18 protein-coding genes and 1 tRNA gene are annotated in these 19,236 nt (G+C 53.0%); 8 read left to right on the top strand and 11 right to left on the bottom strand.

The genetic code is table 11. The features are described from left to right. Positions 1-21: 21 nt before the first annotated feature. The 3 genes from NUX24_RS15695 to NUX24_RS15685 form a co-directional block, all read right to left on the bottom strand. Positions 22-1,038, bottom strand: a complete 1,017-nt coding sequence (locus tag NUX24_RS15695; protein WP_257832682.1) for an iron ABC transporter substrate-binding protein — start codon at positions 1,036-1,038, stop codon at positions 22-24. Positions 1,039-1,395: 357 nt separating this feature from the next. After that, complete coding sequence (locus NUX24_RS15690) at positions 1,396-2,226, bottom strand: CPBP family intramembrane glutamic endopeptidase (protein ID WP_257832680.1); 831 nt, start codon at positions 2,224-2,226, stop codon at positions 1,396-1,398. Positions 2,227-2,328: 102 nt separating this feature from the next. Beyond that, positions 2,329-2,405: transfer RNA gene (locus NUX24_RS15685), tRNA-Arg, on the bottom strand. Between the two features lie 278 nt (positions 2,406-2,683). Between NUX24_RS15685 and NUX24_RS15680 the strand changes: the two genes are divergently transcribed. The 3 genes from NUX24_RS15680 to fimZ all read left to right on the top strand — a co-directional run bounded on the left by NUX24_RS15680 (position 2,684) and on the right by fimZ (position 5,568). Beyond that, complete coding sequence (locus NUX24_RS15680) at positions 2,684-3,382, top strand: EAL domain-containing protein (RefSeq protein WP_257832678.1); 699 nt, start codon at positions 2,684-2,686, stop codon at positions 3,380-3,382. A 24-nt stretch (positions 3,383-3,406) separates the two neighbouring features. Continuing rightward, on the top strand, positions 3,407-4,135 hold the full coding sequence (locus tag NUX24_RS15675; protein ID WP_257832676.1) for a DNA-binding response regulator: 729 nt from the start codon (positions 3,407-3,409) through the stop codon (positions 4,133-4,135). 800 nt (positions 4,136-4,935) lie between these two features. Further along, complete coding sequence (fimZ, locus tag NUX24_RS15670; protein ID WP_033144828.1) at positions 4,936-5,568, top strand: fimbria biosynthesis transcriptional regulator FimZ; 633 nt, start codon at positions 4,936-4,938, stop codon at positions 5,566-5,568. Positions 5,569-5,619: 51 nt separating this feature from the next. Here the strand turns inward: fimZ and sfmF are convergent, their stop codons facing one another. The 6 genes from sfmF to fimA all read right to left on the bottom strand — a co-directional run bounded on the left by sfmF (position 5,620) and on the right by fimA (position 11,631). Further along, positions 5,620-6,141 (bottom strand): fimbria assembly protein, encoded by a 522-nt coding sequence (gene sfmF / locus NUX24_RS15665; RefSeq protein ID WP_047650490.1) that lies wholly within the window; start codon positions 6,139-6,141, stop codon positions 5,620-5,622. A 9-nt stretch (positions 6,142-6,150) separates the two neighbouring features. After that, a complete protein-coding gene (gene fimH, locus NUX24_RS15660) occupies positions 6,151-7,158 on the bottom strand; it encodes a type 1 fimbria D-mannose specific adhesin FimH (RefSeq protein ID WP_047650489.1) in 1,008 nt (335 codons plus the stop codon). Continuing rightward, positions 7,151-9,712 (bottom strand): fimbrial biogenesis usher protein, encoded by a 2,562-nt coding sequence (locus NUX24_RS15655; protein ID WP_047650488.1) that lies wholly within the window; start codon positions 9,710-9,712, stop codon positions 7,151-7,153. The genes fimH and NUX24_RS15655 overlap by 8 nt, the downstream gene beginning before the upstream one ends. Before the next feature lie 14 nt (positions 9,713-9,726). Beyond that, positions 9,727-10,419, bottom strand: coding sequence for a type 1 fimbria chaperone FimC (gene fimC / locus NUX24_RS15650; RefSeq protein WP_126329072.1), 693 nt, complete (start codon positions 10,417-10,419; stop codon positions 9,727-9,729). 34 nt (positions 10,420-10,453) lie between these two features. Next, the gene (fimI, locus tag NUX24_RS15645; RefSeq protein ID WP_023310642.1) at positions 10,454-10,999 is read right to left on the bottom strand and encodes a type 1 fimbrial protein subunit FimI; all 546 of its coding nucleotides are present in this window, start codon (positions 10,997-10,999) and stop codon (positions 10,454-10,456) included. A gap of 68 nt (positions 11,000-11,067) precedes the next feature. Continuing rightward, positions 11,068-11,631: a type 1 fimbrial major subunit FimA gene (gene fimA, locus NUX24_RS15640; protein WP_047650485.1), complete on the bottom strand. Its 564-nt coding sequence runs from the start codon at positions 11,629-11,631 to the stop codon at positions 11,068-11,070. 310 nt (positions 11,632-11,941) lie between these two features. Between fimA and folD the strand changes: the two genes are divergently transcribed. Beyond that, positions 11,942-12,808 (top strand): bifunctional methylenetetrahydrofolate dehydrogenase/methenyltetrahydrofolate cyclohydrolase FolD, encoded by an 867-nt coding sequence (folD, locus tag NUX24_RS15635; RefSeq protein WP_008499332.1) that lies wholly within the window; start codon positions 11,942-11,944, stop codon positions 12,806-12,808. Position 12,809: 1 nt separating this feature from the next. Then, positions 12,810-13,022, top strand: coding sequence for a ribosome-associated protein YbcJ (ybcJ, locus tag NUX24_RS15630; RefSeq protein WP_047650484.1), 213 nt, complete (start codon positions 12,810-12,812; stop codon positions 13,020-13,022). A 61-nt stretch (positions 13,023-13,083) separates the two neighbouring features. On the opposite strand, the gene NUX24_RS15625 is transcribed toward ybcJ, so the two are convergent. Continuing rightward, positions 13,084-14,712 carry an FKBP-type peptidyl-prolyl cis-trans isomerase gene (locus NUX24_RS15625; protein WP_257832668.1) on the bottom strand — a complete coding sequence of 543 codons (1,629 nt, stop codon included), beginning with the start codon at positions 14,710-14,712 and terminating at the stop codon, positions 13,084-13,086. Beyond that, positions 14,709-15,191 (bottom strand): hypothetical protein, encoded by a 483-nt coding sequence (locus tag NUX24_RS15620; RefSeq protein ID WP_152594344.1) that lies wholly within the window; start codon positions 15,189-15,191, stop codon positions 14,709-14,711. The genes NUX24_RS15625 and NUX24_RS15620 overlap by 4 nt, the downstream gene beginning before the upstream one ends. Positions 15,192-16,028: 837 nt before the next feature. Here NUX24_RS15620 and NUX24_RS15615 point away from each other — a divergent pair. The 3 genes from NUX24_RS15615 (at position 16,029) to NUX24_RS15605 (ending at position 19,233) form a co-directional block, all read left to right on the top strand. Then, positions 16,029-17,528 (top strand): PTS transporter subunit EIIC, encoded by a 1,500-nt coding sequence (locus NUX24_RS15615; RefSeq protein WP_257832664.1) that lies wholly within the window; start codon positions 16,029-16,031, stop codon positions 17,526-17,528. A gap of 86 nt (positions 17,529-17,614) precedes the next feature. Beyond that, positions 17,615-18,631: a Mal regulon transcriptional regulator MalI gene (malI, locus tag NUX24_RS15610; protein WP_047650481.1), complete on the top strand. Its 1,017-nt coding sequence runs from the start codon at positions 17,615-17,617 to the stop codon at positions 18,629-18,631. 74 nt (positions 18,632-18,705) lie between these two features. Further along, complete coding sequence (locus NUX24_RS15605; RefSeq protein WP_029741053.1) at positions 18,706-19,233, top strand: metal-dependent hydrolase; 528 nt, start codon at positions 18,706-18,708, stop codon at positions 19,231-19,233. The last annotated feature ends 3 nt before the right edge of the window (positions 19,234-19,236 follow it).

Genomic DNA, 19,236 nt, shown 5'->3' with positions numbered 1-19,236 from the left:
GCGTTCACTTCACTCTCAGGATCACAGCAGACCGGCTTGCGTCATCAGCTCGATAACTTTTTTACTGTTGAGCGTTGAGGGTTCAACTTTCGGTGCATCAAGATCTTTCAGCGGGACCAGTTTCGGGTTGGAGGCCGCGTTCACGCCCACTGCGTATTCAAAGGCATTGTTGGTACGCAGGCTTTCCTGGCCTTCTTTACCGGTAATGTATTTGATGAAGGCCTGCGCCTGCGCTTTGTGTTTGCTGGACGCCAGCACGCCACCGCCAGAGAGGCTCACAAACGCGCCCGGATCCTGGTGTTTGAAGTAGTAGAGCTGGGTGTTTTTGCTGTTTTCACCGGTTTTGGACTGATCGACAAAACGGTAGTAGTGATAAATCACGCCGCCATCAATCTGACCGGCATTGACCGCTTTCATAACCGTGCTGTTGCCTTTATAGGCAACGAAATTGGCTTTCATCGCCTTGAGCCATTCCAGGGTGGCCTTCTCGCCTTTCAGAGCCAGCATTGCGCTCACGATGGCCTGGAAATCCGCGCCTGACGGTGATGCCGCCCAGCGGCCTTTCCACTCAGGCTTTGCCAGATCCATCAGCGACTTAGGCAGCTGCTGTTCGCTGAGTTTTGCCGGGTTATAGACGAATACCGTGCTGCGTGCCGCAATGCCGATCCAGCGACCGTGCGCCGGACGATATTCTGCCGGTACCTGCTTCAGGGTGTCTGCATCCAGCGGCGCAAACAGGTTGGCATTATCCACCAGCACCATTGAAGGCGAGTTCTCCGTCAGGAATACGTCTGCCGGGGACGCGCTGCCTTCCTGAACCAGCTGGTTACCCAGTTCGCTGTCATCACCATTACGCAGAGTGACCTTAATGCCGGTGTCTTTGGTAAAACCGTCAACCCACGACTTCACCAGGTTTTCGTGCTGCGCGTTATAAACAACGATACCTTCGCTGTTATCGGCGGCAACCGCTTGTGTGGAAAGGAAAAGGGATGAAGACAACAAGGCAAGCGAGAAGCAGGACAGCAGGCGAGAATTCATGAACATATCCTTTATAGACCAACGGGATTAACGACTCATAGCTTTGTGGGACAGGATTAAAGCATACAACAACGCTAATGATAATTAGTATCAATCGAGTTTAGGCGTAAAAGTGTAAAATTTCTTTTTAGAAGATTTTAGAATGATAAAAATCCAAATTTTAATGAGAGATAATTTTTAGATTAAGAAAACCTTAAGCCTGCATACAATGAAATTCATTAGCCTTCTATTCATTATGACGCGAAGGTAAATCAGTTATTCACGCGCCCGTTATATATAAAAAGCCCCAGTATTTCGGGGCTTTTTATGCTTATCCGGAAGTAGCCAAATTTATAAGGTTACTATTTTAAAAACGCATCACATTGCTGCGTGAGGGGCATACATCGGATAGGTGAAGAACAATAAATGCACGCAGTTCAGCCCAAAATGGAATAACGTTGCAACCCAGAGCTTACCGCTCCACATCCACGCCAGGCCGTAAATAATGCCGGAGAGGCTGGCAAAAATAATCAGTAGTAAACCGCCGCTATAATGCATCAGCCCAAAGATGACTGAGGCAATCAACAGCGCGACAACAGGATGAATAATCCGGGACAAGCGTTGCTGCAGGTAGCCTCTGAACAAGGCTTCCTCGGCCAAAGAGACGAAGAAAATATTCGCAAGGGCAAATTGAGCGAACCATTCTGGCGCATGCGACTCAATTCTCAGCCCACCTAATGCAACAGCCAGAAGTAACAGCGCGGGTATCGCAAGAATCAATATTCCCCATCCAACCTTACCCGCTTTATAGAGGGGTTTTGCTACGAATAACGTTGGCATGCACGTGATTAAAAAGAACGGCACCACTGCCTTGTCCATATTAAAGTACATACTGAACGGTCTGCTTTGCGGACCAACGACGACAGCATCCAGCACCCTGGGGTTATGAAAACCCGGAATCACATGTAAAACCAGGGCAACGGCGATGGCCATGCACACGACTTCGACCAGATATGTATATTTATTATTTTTATTACGTAGCCATTCAACAACAGACCAGCCAACAACGATTGATGCAATAACCAGCAGCGCCGGGGCGTCAAGAATACTCTGTTTCCAGCCGAGAAATGCCGTTAATCCCAGCATCAGGTAAGCCAGGCTTCTATTAAGGGAGAGTGCGGCAAGCGAAGTTGCGAGTAGATACCACATAAATGTCCTTCTTGACCGGTAAATTTTAGGGGCGATGTCCCAAATATGTCCCACAACGGAAATCAGGAGGATGTGAAGGAGGCGTAACTCTATGAAATGAAATGGCACGCCCTGTAGGATTCGAACCTACGACCTACGGCTTAGAAGGCCGTTGCTCTATCCAACTGAGCTAAGGGCGCACTGATATGCGTGTACTTCGCGGTGGTGAAACGCGAAGAATTATACGGTCAATGGCAGGTGAGTCAATGCCTTTTCCGTTTTCCACGGCAATTACCGCTAGCCGATTGTAAATACGGCTATTTTCTCAACATTTCGTCCTGTTTCACCGTAAAATTTAGCGCTGCGAAAAGGCTTAGTTGCATTTAAGTAACGCCTGCTGTTTTCCTGAACGTCAGCTCGTCACACTAGAGTCAGGTATCCCGGCCGCCTGGAGGCTGACAGACAACAGGACAATGGAGTGACAGCGCAAAACCCGATCGATACGCCCCCCCGGTTACAGTACATTTCTCAGGACATCGTCGGCATTAAGCTTGAGCCCATCGTCGCCCTTTCCTCCCTGCGCCAGGTTGGCGTGGAGGTACTTAGCGTCCTGGCCGACACGCGGAACAGCGAGGACTTTTTTTGCGATCGGTCCGCAGAGTGGTCGATAACGCTGCTTGAAGCGCAGCTTGCCGCGTTAAAAAATACGCCGCACGGTCATAATCTTTTTATTAATTTGCCGATAACCGTCCTGACAGAGCCCGCGTCTTTTCAGCGACTTATCCGGTTGCCAGGCGTGCCGCTCAATATTGAGATTGTCGACCTCGCGTCATTTTTGGCGCTGTCCCTCGTACAGAAGCAGCATGTGGTTCAAAATTTGCGGCAACTTAGCAAACATGGACACGCTATCTGGCTTGATGATGTGGATGACGTCACTGTGCAGTCGTTTTTATCCTACCGACTCCCGTTAAGCGGCATCAAAATAGATAAGGAAGCATTCTGGCGTTTACGCGACACCCCTGCGCTGAGGCAACTGGTTTCCCTTTGCTTTCAGCTTGCCGGGAAAGTGCTTATTGAAGGTATTGAGACTGAACGCGATCGTACCTGGGCACTGCAGGCAGGCGCAGACCTCGGCCAGGGATATTACTGGCCGTCCTGGACATGGCCGGAGGATTAAAAAGCCATTTCCAGGAGGGAGACCATGCGAATGACAGTGCGCCGTTACCGGCGGCGGCGTACAGGAAGTGATGCACTGGGATTTACGCGCTCACCTTTTGCTCCCCCCTTTTTCGACCGGCTCGAATTCTTGAGCCAGTCTATCAGCCAGCCCCGCAAAACCGACGCCCCGTTTATCCTTCTGGTGACGGAGGATCACTACCTGCGCACCGGTTTTCTCAACGGGCAGTTTCCCCTGAGCAGCTGCTGCGACTACGCCACGCTGGACGACGCCCTTATCGCTCAAACGCAGTGGCCCTCAGCCCGTCTGGTCGTGGATATTGAAAGCCGATCCACGGGGCTTCTGGAGAAACTGGATCAGTTGAGACGGCATAGCATGTTTCCTCCGTTCCTGACGCCCTGGCTGTTGGTCCGGGCCGATAATTACGACACCCGCCTCTTCTGCAAAGCGGCAGGTCCCTTTCATGTGCTCGAACGCCAGCTGAACGCCGCTGCGCTCCAGCACAGCCTGCTGGATACCCTCCCTCCGCCGGGTACCGAGAAAGACTGGTTCTCGCGCAACGAATGGCCCATCCTGCAGGAACTTTCCCGGGGCAAGACATTGCGTCAGATTGCCCTTATGCAAAATCGCCCCTATAGCCGCATTATCTATCGTCTCAGCTGCATCCTGCTGAAGCTGGGGCTAAGCCATCGCCAGGAATTACTGCATCTTCTTAATAACCTCTCAGACTGCACGTTTTCACTCACGTCCTAACCCCTTATTTCCTAAAGCGGTTTAAGAATTTACTTACCACCATCGTTGCAAAAATGTTAATTTTTAACAATAAAATCGAATTTATAACTATTCCTAATTTATGGGTGTGAACCTTGTGAAATGCCACAGATTAACGAAATGGCAGCACTTTCCTCCATCCGTTAAGTGAATGAAGAAGGCGTTAACAGGATGATAATGATGTAAAAACAAGCAACTTAGCGACAACTGCCAGGAGGAAAAAGCGAAGCGGATAGCATGTTCTCCTGTACAGGAGATGCGGGCCTTCGGGTAAACCTGGGCGCTTTCAGATGAAGGTCTGACGGCCTGCGAGGGCAATTTTTAACCTCACCTTTGCGGGTTTGTCCCTTTAAAAGAGGTGTATTTTTGTTAACAATTAATCAACATACAGAGATATCTGTTATTTTTTGTTATTACATAAAGATGAAAATATGCGGTAAATGAGATAACAGGATATTTCCGCTAATTTTAAAAAAATAGCGATTCAGATCCAGAAGATAATACAAACCAATACCCTCATATTAATTTACAGGGTTTTCGGAAAAAACTTACCCTGTATAATAAGATGCGTATCAAATATGAATAAGAAAAACCTTTTTGCCAACACCAGCCTAATGAGATGACCGCGCTGAGGCATAGTTCTTTTCATTACGTAAACAAGGATGCTTTCGCTCTTTCCAGGGAAATACTACGGTATAGGGATCTGCACATTATATCCTTCCGGCATTTCGAGAGTTTTACCAAACTCTGCATAACGCTTTTAACAATCTGAGGCATTAAAAATGAAACCGGCATCCGTTATCATTATGGACGAACATCCTATCGTCAGAATGTCGATAGAAGTCCTGCTACAGAAAAATAAGAATATCACAGTCAAGCTCAAGTCTGGCGATAGCCATGAAGTCCTTGACTGTATCCGCAATCACCCTATCGATCTGGTGATCCTTGACATTGAACTCACGGGCACGGATGCTTTCGCTTTACTTAAGAGAATCAGAAACTTAAACAAAAACATTAAGGTTCTGTTCCTCTCGTCTAAATCAGAGTTATTTTATGCGGGTCGCGCTATTCGCGCCGGGGCAAATGGCTTCGTAAGTAAACGAAAAGATTTGGGTGAGATCTACAACGCCGTAGAAATGATCCTGATGGGCTATTCCTTTTTCCCGTCGGAAACCCTGAACTTTATAAACCACCTGGGTTCAGGGAAAGGGATGGCAGTCGATATGCCATTATCGAATCGCGAGGTCACGGTATTACGGTATCTGGCGAATGGATTATCCAACAAGGAAATTGCTGAACAGCTGCTATTAAGCAACAAGACCATTAGCGCGCACAAATCCAATATTTATTCCAAGCTGGGTGTGCAAAGCATCGTGGAATTAATTGATTACGCTAAAGCCCACGAGCTGCTATAACCTGAATTCACTCCCCGCAGCTTATCTGAGCTGCAGGGAGTGCGGTCAGTGCTAATTATAATTAATCATGAAGGTGGCATCCGCATCGGCCCGTCCGGGCTGAGGGTTATCGGCAGTAGCAATATAATTGGCATAAAATGACAGAATCGCATTTCCCTGCGCATCAACCGAGACCGGCCGGCTGGCCTGCTGAAGCGCCAGCCGCGTTTTATCCGCATCCCTGATCTCAACGGCGACATGGCTTGCTGTACTGGCGTCATTCAGCGCCAGCAGGCCGCTATTGCTCCCGTCGGCTTTACCCGAAAACGTAATGGACGCCGCGCCCGGCGGGCAGCCGGTCAGCTTCAGCGTAAACGGCATAGGCTGCGTGCGGCTCCCTGTGGTGCTGAGCTGTTTCGTGGGCCAGGTGCCCAGCGGGACGGCTTTTTCGCTGTCGCTGCCCTCGGCAACGCAGGTAAAATCGACGATATTGCCGTAAAGCCGAATATTAATCTCGCCCAGGGCGGTGTCCGCCTGAGCCTGTGTGCAAAGCGCAAAGAGCGCCACGGTGATAAAACGGATCCCGTTTCGCATATCGGCTCCTTAGTCGTAATCCACGCGCAAATACCCGCGCGAGGTGAAGCGCCCTTCCGCTGGCTTATTGCCCGTCACGCTCACTGGCCAGACCCGGATCCCCACCTGCGCCTGCGCGCTGTCGTCAAGGCGGAACGGAATTTTGCTCGTCAGGTTGTTGGGCGTCAGCGGCGCCCCGCTCTCGTTGGCGATGATGAACCCCACGTCCGGGTTATCCGACACCAGCACATTATCAGAGACTTTTTCCGCCTCGACGCGCATCGTCAGCATGGCGTTCGCCTCCACGTTGGTGCATTTGATGGCGATGGTTTTGCTTTGCGATGAGACGCCTTCCGGCTTGTTACCCACGCCCGCTTTGCTGAACAAAGAGGCGCCGATGTCGCCGAAATCAAACTCCACCACGTTACCGGCATTAATGGCGCAGCTTTGCGGCACCTGAATGGTTCCGCTGTAGCTAATGGTATAGACCGGCGTGGTGAGCGGATCGGAAGAAGTCGTGGTGACGTAAACGCGGAACATGGTGGCACGCGGGATCACCACCATGTTGATAAAACGCCGGGTCACCTTAAGACGGAAGACCAGGCTGGAGTCCTGAACGCCAAACGGTTTGTTTTTGGAAACGTTAGGATGGCTCCCCATCTGGATATAGCTTTTGGGCGGATAAAACGCGCCAGCATAGCTGTCCGTGATTTTCATCGCCCCGTCCAGATAGTCGTTAAGCTTCAGATATTGATAGCCATCGCTCGTTCCCGTTACCGGATAATCGGTGACATAGCTGCGCTTGGTGGTATTTCCGGTCGTCCCCTTCGGGCAGACGGCATTCACCCCGACCCACTGCGTCTTCTCGTTGAGCGTCACCACTTGCCCAATGTGATTGTTCGAGCTGTTGAATTTATCCGTCAGGTCGTAATGCACCTCCGTCGGCACGCCTTTTTCATTGACGCACACGGTGGCTAACGCGTTTGTCGCGGGCAGTAACGCCAGAAGCGACAAGGCAAAGATATGGGTTTTATTCACAGCGAATCCCCTTCAGTGTGATTGCCTGTTGCAGGCTCTGTTCAGACAAGCTGTAAGGTGCGCGACACTGGGACTGCGCCCCGTCGCCCCACTGGATCAGCAGTTCGCCTTCCAGCGGCAGCCCACTCAGGTAAATTTGCCCGTCATCCCCCACCATGCTGGTGACGCCGCTTTTGGTCTCACGCACCACCGCGCCGAACGGCACGGGCTGGTTGCCGCGCGTTACCGTCAGCAGGGCGCGCACGCCAATGCGGGTATCAAAGCTGGCGCGTACCAGCGCGCCTTTGGTCGGCACCACGCTGCTCACGTTGTTTTCGATATCGGTGTTGTTGCTCATGGTGTTGGTATCCAGCGCCACGCGGTTGTAGCGATAGACGGTGGCATACGGCATCACCGCGTAGCCTCGCCAGTCGGTTTTCACGCCGGTCTGGTTTTCAATACTGACGCCCGATGCCCCCGGCGCTTTGATCAGCACGTTGGTGTCGCCCAGCGGCTGGCTGAAGGTCACGCCGTCGGCGTGGCCGACCACCCCGCCGGAGAGCTGCCAGTTGAGATCGTGCTGGTCGCGGGAATAGTTGTAGCCCACCCCCAGCGTGCCGTAGGTCGCCTGCCAGTTGGCGCTAGCGCTTCCGCTTGCGCCGTTGGTGCTGGCGTGTCCCTGGGTCACGCTGTAGTTCAGGTTGCGATCCTCCAGCAGCGTTCCGCTGACGCCGGTTTGCCAGCTTGTGTCGCCATCGCTGTTTCGACTGGCGGATGCCGTAGCGTAGGCGCGGTCAATCGCGCTGTCCCGGCGATAGCCCTGACGGGTAAAGAGGCTGAACGGCACGGAGACGTTAAACGACGCGATCCGATCGGTGCCGTCTATCCCCACGGATTTATTCCACGACCACGAGACGGAGTAGTTGATCCCCTTCACGCCCCCCGCGTAGCCCAGCTGGTACCAGAGGTTAGTCTCGTCCGTTCCCCAGTAGGTTTGCTCGCTACCGGAGATATAGACCGAGCCGTAGTCCCCCAGCGACTGAGAAACGTTGAGCTGGAAGCGGCCTTTTTTATTCCACGTCAGGTTGTGATAACTCTGCACGTCCGGCACATCGTTATCGTTCTGGCTATCGGCATACTGATAGCCCTCCATTGAGCGCCAGGCGACATCGTCGAGGGTGTAAAACCCTTTTGTGGAGTAGCGGTAGCCCAGCAGCTGGAAGTTGGTGCCGAAGCCGTTAAGGGATTTTGCGTAGAGGAAGCGCAAAGACTGCCCTTCATGCTTGCTGTCGTCCGCGAGCTGGCTGCGGGCGTGGGTGATATCGAGCGAGACCGCGCCCCAGTCGCCCAGGTTTTTCCCGGCCCCGACGGCCACCGCGGTATAGCGTGACGCCAGCTGCGTCCCGCCGTAGAGCGTAAAGCCGTTGGCAAGGCCGGTAATCAGGGTGCCCTGGGTGAAGAACGGCGTATCCTGATCGCTGTTACCGCTGCGGTAATCCCCCGCAACGAGGTCATACTTCCAGCGCCCTTCACGCTGCAGAAGCGGGACGGTGGAGTACGGCACGGTATAGCGCTGCTGGGTGCCGTCTTTCTCTTCGACCGTGACTTCAAGGTCACCGCTTGAGGAGGTCGGGTTAAGATCGGTAATCGCAAATGCGCCCGGCTGGACATAGCTTTGATAGATAACGTAGCCGTTCTGGCGAACCACCACTTTGGCAGGCGTACGGGCGATCCCGCGCACGGTCGGCGCGTAGCCCTGCAGGCTGTCCGGGTACATGCTGTCAGACGAGAAGAGCCGCCCGCCGCGGAACCCCATGCTGTCGAAGACGTCATTCCCGGTATTGCTGTCGCCCAGCACCAGTTCGCTTTTAAGCGGGATGACGGTGCGCTGAGCCCAGGTGCCAATATTCTGCCACTCGCTGTGCCGCTGCCCGTTATTCTGCGTGTACCGCCATGCGCCGTTGTTACGTAAACGCCAGGCGCCATAGTTCAGCCCGCTCTGCAGGTTCAGATAATAGCTGTCGTCTTCGCTTCCCCGGTTACCGGTGAAGCTGTAGTTCACCAGCGCGGCGGGAATGCCTTCATCCCACTGTTCAGGCGGAATGTAGCCCCGGGCGCTGTTTTGCAACGCCACCTGCGGCAGGCTGACGTCCAGACGCTGAGAGGCAAAGTTGAATACCGTTTCGCTGCCGGGTATGGCCGTGGTCAACGGAACGCAGGTATCGCCCTGCACCTTAGCCAGCTCGGGAAACGCCGCGACGTTGACGCCAAAGCGATCCAGCATCGCGCGCGTAATGCACGCCGACAAACCGCCCGCCACCGGCGGCGTGTTCTCGGCCTGCTCAAAACGCACGTCCTGGGTACCGATAAACTCATCGTTACGCCAGATATCCACGCGATAAACGCCGGGTGCCTGCTGGTGTCCTTGTTCAAAACGCGACAAATCCGCCACGCTGGCGGTGTCGTCGGACAAGAAGGCCGGGTTGAAATAACTTTCGCTCCAGCCAGCCTGCGGCCAGAGCGCAGCCATCAGCGCCAGCGCAACCGGGCAGTAACGTCTCTGGTGGTTTTTCATCGCCCTGACTCTGCTCACAGGTTGACGCTACGCGCCGGAGTAATGGCACCGTAGTCATTCACGCTCTGCCAGGAAAGCGTGCCGCTGGCACCGGCTGGCAGCACCTGCTGAGCAGAGCTTTTCGGCGCAACCATCAGGTTATCCAGCTGCTGCCCGCCCAGCTTCAGATTGACGAGGGTGATGTAATACGGGGAAGCGTTGCTGACTTTGAGATGGTTGCCCGCGCGCTCAAACCGCAGCTGGGAAAGCGCCTCTTCCGGCTGCATCGCCAGGTTGTTCGGGCGCACAAACAGCTTGATGCGTGAGAGGATCGCCAGCTGCAGCACGTTATTGTTTTCCGTTTTCGCTTTGTTCACCGACGGGATCGCCTTCACGTTCATGTAAAAGAGCGATTCGCGATCGGCAGGCAGTGCCGGTCCGGCATAAATAATACGCAGCGTGTTTTCACTGTTCGGCTCGCTAACAAACAGGGGCGGAGTGACGGCAAAGGTTTTTTCTTTTTGCCCGCTCGCATTTTCGATCCACGCGTTAATTAAATAGCGTTCCTGTTTGTTGCTGTTGGTGATCGCCAGCGACGTTTGCTTCGCCTCTGCGGGATAAATAACGCGCGTGGCCCCCAGAGCAATACCGCCGGAAGCATTTGCGCAGGCAGAAACCATCATCAAAATAAACGATAAAAAAAGTCCTGGTTTAATTAGGGTATTCATCACAACCGTACCTTTAATAATGTGTTCGCAGGTGTTATGGATAAATCAACGTAAACCAGACATCCGACTGAATTTTGCCTGGCTCGAGGTGTTCGGAAATAGCCCGATAGCGGGCGCTAAAATGGAACGCGAGCTCGCGGGTATCGATCGGCAGCCAGCTGACGGCCGTGGCGTTTGGGATAATCTGACGCTGCTGTTCGTCAAAGAGCGCCAGCCCCACGCCGCTGCTGACGGGCGTTTCCCCCGGCCGCGATGTCGCCAGAAAGACCTGCGGATCTTCTGCGGGCGTCACGCCCTGAAACTGGATCCCCACGGTGCGCGAAACATCAACGCTGCAGTCCAGCAGCCGCACGGTAAAAGGCACGTTAACCGTGGAAAAACTACCCACGCCGGAAAATGAATTGGTTCGGTACTGCCCCATGTCGATGCGCATATTCTGGCTGTCGGGCGCCACGGCGCAGCCGCCGTTCACCAGTTCACCTCTGAGATGAACCTTCCCACCTTCGATCACCACGGTATGCGCCGATGCCGGGCAAGCCATCGCAAGGGTTAACAGCAGTAGTGTTCCAGTCCTTGTCATCCTTCGTTCCTGGCATTTGCGTATGACGGGCCTCGTCCGTGAGGCCTGAACATCCCTGTGCGGAGGAATTACTCGTATTTCATTACGAAGGTGGCGTCAGCGTTCGCCTTGCCTGGCTCAGTGGTGGCAGCCGTTGACTTGTAACGCGCGGTGAACTTCAGGGTGTTGGTCCCTTCGATCAGCGTCTGCGCAGCAGAGAAGGTCGCGCCGTCTGGGGTCAGAACGCTGGATTTGCTGTCGAGGATCTCGATACCCACGCCTTTCGCGGTGTTGTCGTTGTTACCGGAGGTCACGGCCAGCAGGGTTTTGTCGGTTGGGTCGATCTGACCGGTGAACGCAACGGCTGCGGTTTTGGCCACCAGCGGATCGCAATCATTCAGTTCAATGTTGAATGGAATATTAGAGGTGGTGTCGCCCACTTTGGTAAATTTCGCGGTACGATACTGACCCAGATTAACGGTTTGCTCGGAAGAATCAGTATTTACTGAACAAGCCGCATTAACCAGCTCACCTTTAAAATGTACGGTACCGCCATTAACGGAAACCGGCGCAGCAGGATCTGCTGCATTTGCGGCACCTGCAACCAGGGCCAAAGTAGCAATAACAGTAGAAGCAATGTTGCTGAGTTTCATGTCTATTCCTTTAAAATGTAAATAACCCTTCCCGCGAATAATCGGGAATAAGAAATACGTTCAATTGATTAATTGAAAGCTTATTTCGGAGGAGACAAAGTAGCTCAGGACGCGTTTTTTAAATATGTCAAAACGCTGCCATTTCGCCAGGTCACATCCTAATACCGCCTAAGAAATTGACCATCCCCTACGAAGGGTTTTTACGTCTCACTGATAAAAACGCGTAAAGGGTGACTGACAGCGACGCTCGCTTCTGACAAAATACACGCCATCCCCCCTTTCAAACGTTACAGACGGAATCTTCTCTCTGATGGCAGCAAAGATTATTGACGGTAAAACGATTGCGCAGCAGGTGCGCTCTGAGGTCGCGGAAAAAGTGAAGGCGCGTAAAGCTGCCGGAAAACGCGCCCCCGGGCTAGCCGTTGTGCTGGTTGGCAGCAACCCGGCATCGCAGATTTATGTGGGTAGCAAGCGCAAAGCGTGTGAAGAGGTGGGCTTCGTCTCCCGCTCTTACGATTTGCCGGAAACCACCAGCGAAGCAGAGCTGCTGGAACTTATTGACACCCTGAATGCCGATAAAGAGATCGACGGTATTCTGGTTCAGCTGCCGCTGCCGGCGGGTATCGACAACGTGAAGGTGCTGGAGCGTATCGCACCGGATAAAGACGTGGACGGTTTCCATCCGTACAACGTTGGCCGCCTGTGCCAGCGCGCGCCGCGTCTGCGCCCGTGCACGCCGCGCGGCATTGTGACGCTGCTGGAGCGCTATAACATCGACACCTACGGTCTGAACGCCGTGGTTATCGGTGCGTCCAACATCGTGGGCCGCCCGATGAGCATGGAGCTGCTGCTGGCGGGCTGCACCACCACCGTGACCCACCGCTTCACCAAAAACCTGCGTCACCACGTCGAGAACGCCGATCTGCTGATCGTCGCGGTCGGCAAGCCGGGCTTTATTCCGGGCGAGTGGATCAAAGAGGGCGCGATTGTCGTGGACGTCGGGATTAACCGTCTGGAAAACGGCAAAGTGGTCGGCGACGTGGTGTACGAAGATGCCGCTGCGCGCGCGTCTTACATTACCCCCGTACCGGGCGGCGTAGGCCCGATGACCGTAGCAACACTGATTCAGAATACTTTGCAGGCGTGCGAAGAATATCACGACGTAGAGGACGCGTAAGATGGCGACTTTTTCATTAGGTAAACACCCGCACGTTGAGCTGTGCGATCTGCTCAAGCTGGAAGGCTGGAGCGAAAGCGGTGCGCAGGCCAAAATCGTTATCGCCGACGGGCGAGTGAAAGTCGACGGTGCGGTGGAAACCCGCAAGCGCTGCAAGATTGTCGCGGGTCAGACCGTGAGCTTTGAAGGAAAGAGCATTACAATCACCGCCTGAACTTGTCGCACGGAAATCGGCCTAAAAAAACGGCGCCAGTACATGTCTGGCGCCGCAGTTGTTAGTGGGTAACGTTAACAATTTTCACGTCATAGATCATCGTAGAATTAGGCGGAATATTCGGCGGGCTGCCAGCGTTGCCATAAGCCAGCTCGGGTGGCACAACCATTTGTAGTGTGCCTTTATTGCTCAATTTGCTAATTGCAGTTTTAAACAGAGGCGGGAACTTTTCCAGCGGAAGCACCAGCACTTTGCCTAATTTATTCATATCTTTAATGACCTTACCATTCGACAAGCTCTCTGTTACCGCAATGGCAACGATATCAGAATTCTTAATTTCCCCGCGCCCCTTTTCTGTTATACGGTAGTAATACCCCATATCAGCACGCTTCACGCCTGGTTTCTTACTGTAGGCGGCGATGAACTTTTTGCCCTCATCTTCAGAGGTGGAAGGTTGCGATGATTTGGCCATAACGCTGGTATCCATATCTTTTAATTCGGCCAACATTTGTTCCTGAGGGATTTTAAATTTCCCTCGCATCATATCCATGACACCACTGATGACCTGTGGCTGAGAAAGGGTAAAGCCGTCACTTTCCACTTTTTTCATCGCACTCAGCACGTCGTGGCCCCAAAATGCACCGAGGGCGTAAGCGCGGATATCGTCTTTACTGGTGGGGACGGGAGTCTCAGACTCCGTATGCAGAGAAGCGAGTTGCTTGCTCTGACTTTCCAGTTTGCTATTTGCTTCTTGCCATTTTTTCTCTAACGCCGCTCGCTTCGCCTCATTCTCGGTTAACGCTTTATTTGCCGCCGCGAGTTCAGTGGTTTTAGCATTCTGTTGTTCGTTAAGCGCGGTCATTTTTTTGGTTAGTTCCACAGCCTGCTTCTGAGTCTCTGTTAATGATTGCTTCAGATTTATGACTTGCTGGCTGTCCTCAAGGTGGCTGGCATTCATTTCCACCACTCGCTTGTTCGCCATTTCAAGTTGTTGAGAAGCGCTTTGCCACTTTTTCTCCGCATCAGCACGCTTTACATCACTGTCCGCTAATGCTTTTTTCGCCGTGGCAAGTTCCACTGCTTTAGTATCCTGCAACGCTGACAGTGCAGTAATCTTCTTCGTTAGCTCAACATTTTGACTCTGAGTGTCTGTCAAAGACTGTTTCAACTGCTCGACTTCCTGCCCATCATCCAGACGCCCCGCTGACAGCTCAGCAATCCGTTTATTAGCGTTTTCCAGTTGCTGTGTAGCGTTTTGCCACTTCGTCTGCATATCAGCAAGCTGCTTCTGCATCTCTTTTAATTGCTGCTGGGCTTCGCCCGATTTAGACGCGCTCTCCTGAGCCTGCAAAATTTGTCGGGTCAACTCTGCTATCTTTTTCTCTTGCGCTGCCTTCATCGTCGCTATCTGGGCATTCAACGCATCCGCCTGTGCCTGCGAGGTCTGCAAACGATAGCGGGCACTTTTAGGTACAGATGTTGCTCGTGACTCCTGTGCAGAAACAACAGGTTCAGGAAGCGTGACATTTTTCTCCAGTAATAAGGAAGGTATTTCACTAGATTGCGAAGCTATCGAATCGAGAGACTTTACCGCAGCCGTTGTATCACTCGCCTGAACCTGCAGAGCAATCGAACAGCCAAATACCATCGGCAGAGCGATGATCAACGGCTTCATTCTGAATGCACTCATTTAAAGTTCTCCACGCGATTAATGAGCGCCTGCCTTACAGCCTGCTCAATATCACTGCAGATTTTTTGCGTTTTAAATTTATAGAAAGCGTCCATGGTATCTTTCGTTTGTGGATTGATATCTTCGCGTACAGCCGTGTAAACAGACACACTTGAGATTAACTCATCAAAGGCTGCTTTTTTCTGTGCGTAAAGTCTTTGGTTAACTTTCGATAACACTATCAGCTCTCGCTGACAGGTTGAAGCCGCCCCCGATTCGGACGATGTTAACTCTGGCCGGGCTATCTTAGGCGCAGGAGCTTTCGGTGTTATCACAGGTGCTGGTACGTAAGAGAGTGATGCTGGTATTTCCGATCCTGCGCGAACTTCATTGGATTGAGAATGTTGACAACCCGTCAACATCAAGAGATGTGAAATAAAGAGCAAAGTAACCAAATGATTTATAGTATGTTTTTCGCGCAATCTACTAATGACGATCACAATATTTATCCTTAATATAACGAAACCATTTATAGAAATTTTTTACATATGAACCAAAAGACCGCCTCATAGCTGAACATGGTAGGGACGCGACATATCATCCATATATGTTACATTGAAATTTTCACAAAATAATGATGAAAAGAAATTATTCTTGTCCAAAATTAGACGATTCAAAATCTATCTGCAAAAAGTAGAGCTCCTCATGAAATAATGGCGGTGTCTTCACAATCCTAAAGATAATATTATGACTTCATGTAATACTATTAATAATTCATAAACTAAATAATTCGAGTTACAGGAAGGCGGCAACTGAACAAGTCCCGATGAACTTACTTAGGTAATTAATTCGGGCGAGTGAAAGAAGCCCACCTGCATATTCAAAGACGATGGGTGTGATTATCTGTTTTACATGGATAGCGGATGTAGGACTACGGTTATTACACATGTTGCCGTGCCATTTGCCTGGGTCTGGGACTGGGACTGAAAGTCATTCCTCCACGGATCGTGTCAGAACTGCAGTGGGTGTGGTGCTGATGGGAGTGCTGTGGTGGAGAAAACGTGCGCGCTGATGCCCTCACCCCGGCGCTGTACAGTCCGAACGCCGTTTGTAGGCCGGGCAAGGCGAAGCCGCCACCCGGCAATTTCTTTCAGCATCCCCTCACACCCATCGCGGTTATTTATCGATCAACTTCAAATAATCACTATTTCATCTGTTGAAACATGAAAATTCTGTTGCGCGTTTTTCACTCTTTGCCCACGATAAGTAGAACGTTCTACTAAAACGTTCTACTTACAATAACAGCGCCAAAAAAGCGCTACTCGGGGGAAATCAGCATGAGTCTGATATCAGGGTTTGTTAAATCGCTGTCTAAGTTATCGATGATTGGTCGCGCCTTAATGCTGCCAATTTCACTGCTTCCCGCTGCGGGCCTGCTGCTGGCCTTCGGCGATAAGTTCCATCTGCCGCTGATGATGAACGCGGGCGGGGTGATCTTTGATAACCTGCCGATGCTGTTTGCCATTGGCTCCGCCGTAGGTCTGGCGTCAGAATCCGGCATCGCGGCGCTGTCTGCGGCAGTGTCGGTGTTTGTCACCAATATCACCATCAGCACCGTGCTGAGCATCACGCCGGAAATGGCCTCCCAGGGCGGGAAATACGCCATGGTAGTGGGTATTCCGACGCTGCAGATGGGCGTCTTCGGCGGCCTGATCTGCGGTATTCTCGCGGCCTGGTGCTATAACCGCTTCCACACCATGCAGCTGCCGGAATTCCTGGGCTTCTTCTCCGGCAAGCGCTTCGTGGCCATTGCAACGGCGTTTCTGTCGTTCCTGATGGGGCTGCTGCTGCCGTACGTGTGGCAGCATATCCAGGCCGGTATCGACGCGCTCTCCGTCGTGGTGAACGGCGATAATCAGGCGGCGTCGACCTTTATCTTCGGTCTGGTAGAGCGCGCGCTGATCCCGCTCGGCCTGCACCACATCTGGTATCCATCATTCTGGTATTCGTTCGGGGATTACACCACCCAGGCGGGACAGGTGATCCACGGCGACCAGACCATTTGGTTCAAGATGCTGGAAGAAGGGGTGAAGTCCTTCAGCAGCGACACCTACCAGAATGCCGGTAAATTCATGCAGGGCGAATTCCCGCTGATGCTGTTCGCGCTGCCCGCAGCGTGCCTGGCGATGTATCACGAAGCCCATACGAAGAATAAGAAAATCGCGGCCGGTATTCTGTTCTCTGCGGCGCTGACCTGCTTCCTGACGGGGATCACCGAACCGGTCGAGTTTACCTTTATCTTCGTGGCGCCGATCCTGTACGTCTTTAACGCCATCATGGCGGGTCTGGCCTACATGACCATGTACCTGCTGCATGCGCATATCGCCAAATCGTTCTCCGCGGGCTTTATAGACTATCTGTCATTCGGGATCCTGCCGTCATTTAACGGTTACCAGACCAACTTCCTTAATGCCATTATCATCGGCATTCCAATGGGCCTGATTTATTACTTTACGTTCCGCTTTGTGATCCGTCGTTTCGACGTGAAAACGCCGGGCCGCACTGAAGTGACCGCCAACGCGGATGAGAAATCGGATTCCGAACTCGCGACCGAGATTATCACCCTGCTGGGCGGGGCGCACAACATCGACTCCGTCGGCGCCTGTATCACCCGCCTTCGCCTGGAAGTGGCAAAAAGCGAGGTGGTCGATAAGGACGGCCTGAACGGACTCGGTGCGCGCGGCGTGGTCTTCGTCGGCGACAACGGTATTCAGGTGATTTTCGGTGCGAGAGCACAGTTTATCGCCCAGACCATGTCCACTATGATCGGCAAATAATAAGATGCCTGAACGACGCGTCTCCTGTAGTCTGGGAGACGCATTGTCGTATCTGACTGATAATCGGTGAATTTCAGGGAGCGGTTTTGAAGAAAGTCAGCATTATTGATGTCGCAAAGCACGCGGGCGTGTCGGTCTCAACCGTCTCGCTGGTTTTGCGCCAGAAAGGGAAAATCTCAGAGGCAACGATCGAGAAGGTCAACGCCGCCATCAATGCGCTGGGCTATGTTCATAATGTCGCCGCTGCCAACCTCCGCGCCAATACGTCCAATCTGATTGGCCTGATCCTCCGTGACTTTAGCGACAGTTTCTCCATCAAGGTGATGGCGAGCATCGTCCAGGATCTTGAGAAACAGGGATATATGGTGTTTCTCGGCCAGCCCCAGAACGACCATGACCATCTTGAGCGCTGCCTGCTGTCGTTTAAGCAGCAGGGCGTCGCCGGGGTGATCTATCTGGCCTCGGATACCCGTACCTCCACCCTGCCGGAGCAGATTCGCCGGTGCCCGCTGCCGCTGGTGGTGGTCTCTCAGTCGCTGCTGGATGAAAAATGCAATCTGGTGATGCGCGATAACCGCCAGGCGGCAAACCTGGCGGTGCGTTATCTTATCGAGCGCGGCCATCGCAATATCGCCTACATTGGCGGGCGTGAAGGCTGCCTTATCCGCGAGCAGCGCCTGCTCGGTTTTCGCAGCGCGATGACGCAGAACGGGCTGGTCTGGCGAGATGAATACTCTCCGGCCTGCAGCGATGACACCCTGGCAGCGGGTTTCGCCACCCGCCAGTTGCTGGAAAAAAACAACACCATCACCGCCCTGCTCTGCCACTCGCCGGATGCGATGATCGGCTCCATCTCCGGTATTCATCAGGTCGGACGAACGGTGGGTAAAGATGTGTTTCTGACGCAGCAGGTCGCGCTGGTCGGTTTCGAAGATATGCTCCACGTTAACCTCACCTCGCCGTCCTTTACCTACGTCTCATCCGCCAGCGAAGAGACCGGGCGTCAGGCTGCCGGGCTGATTATTCGCACGCTGAAGGAGCCGACGCTGCAAACCCAGCGCATTACGCTTTCCGGGCAGCTAATCGCGCGCGAGTCGGCGTAAAAATAAGAATTTGACGCGGGTCTGCCGGCGCGGGATTGCTGCTATATTTCCATGATTTGCCATGGATAATCGCAATGCCTACCGTTATTACGCACGCTGCTGTTCCGCTTTGTCTGGGCTTAGGCCTCGGAACCAAAGTGATTCCTCCCCGCCTGCTGTTTGCCGGGATTGTCCTCGCCATGCTGCCGGATGCCGACGTGCTGGCGTTCAAGTTCGGCGTCGCGTACGGCAATGTTTTCGGCCATCGCGGCTTTACCCACTCCCTGCTGTTCGCCTTTGTGGTGCCGATACTTTGCGTGCTGATTGGCCGACGATGGTTCCGGGCCAGCCTGACGCGGTGCTGGCTGTTTTTAACCGTGTCATTGCTGTCGCACAGCCTGCTGGATTCGATTACCACGGGCGGGAAAGGCGTCGGCTGGCTGTGGCCGTGGTCAGATGAACGCTTCTTTGCGCCGTGGCAGGTGATTAAGGTCGCGCCGTTTGCGCTGTCGCGCTACACCACGCCGTACGGGCATCAGGTGATCGTGTCAGAACTGCTGTGGGTGTGGCTGCCGGGAGTCGTGCTGATGGGGTTGCTGTGGTGGAGGAAACGTGCGCGCTGATGC

Source organism: Enterobacter sp. HG048, from assembly GCF_024702055.1.
GTDB lineage: Bacteria > Pseudomonadota > Gammaproteobacteria > Enterobacterales > Enterobacteriaceae > Enterobacter > Enterobacter dykesii.
The sequence above is the reverse complement of the archived record's forward strand: the minus strand, read 5'-3'. Positions and strand labels throughout refer to the sequence as shown.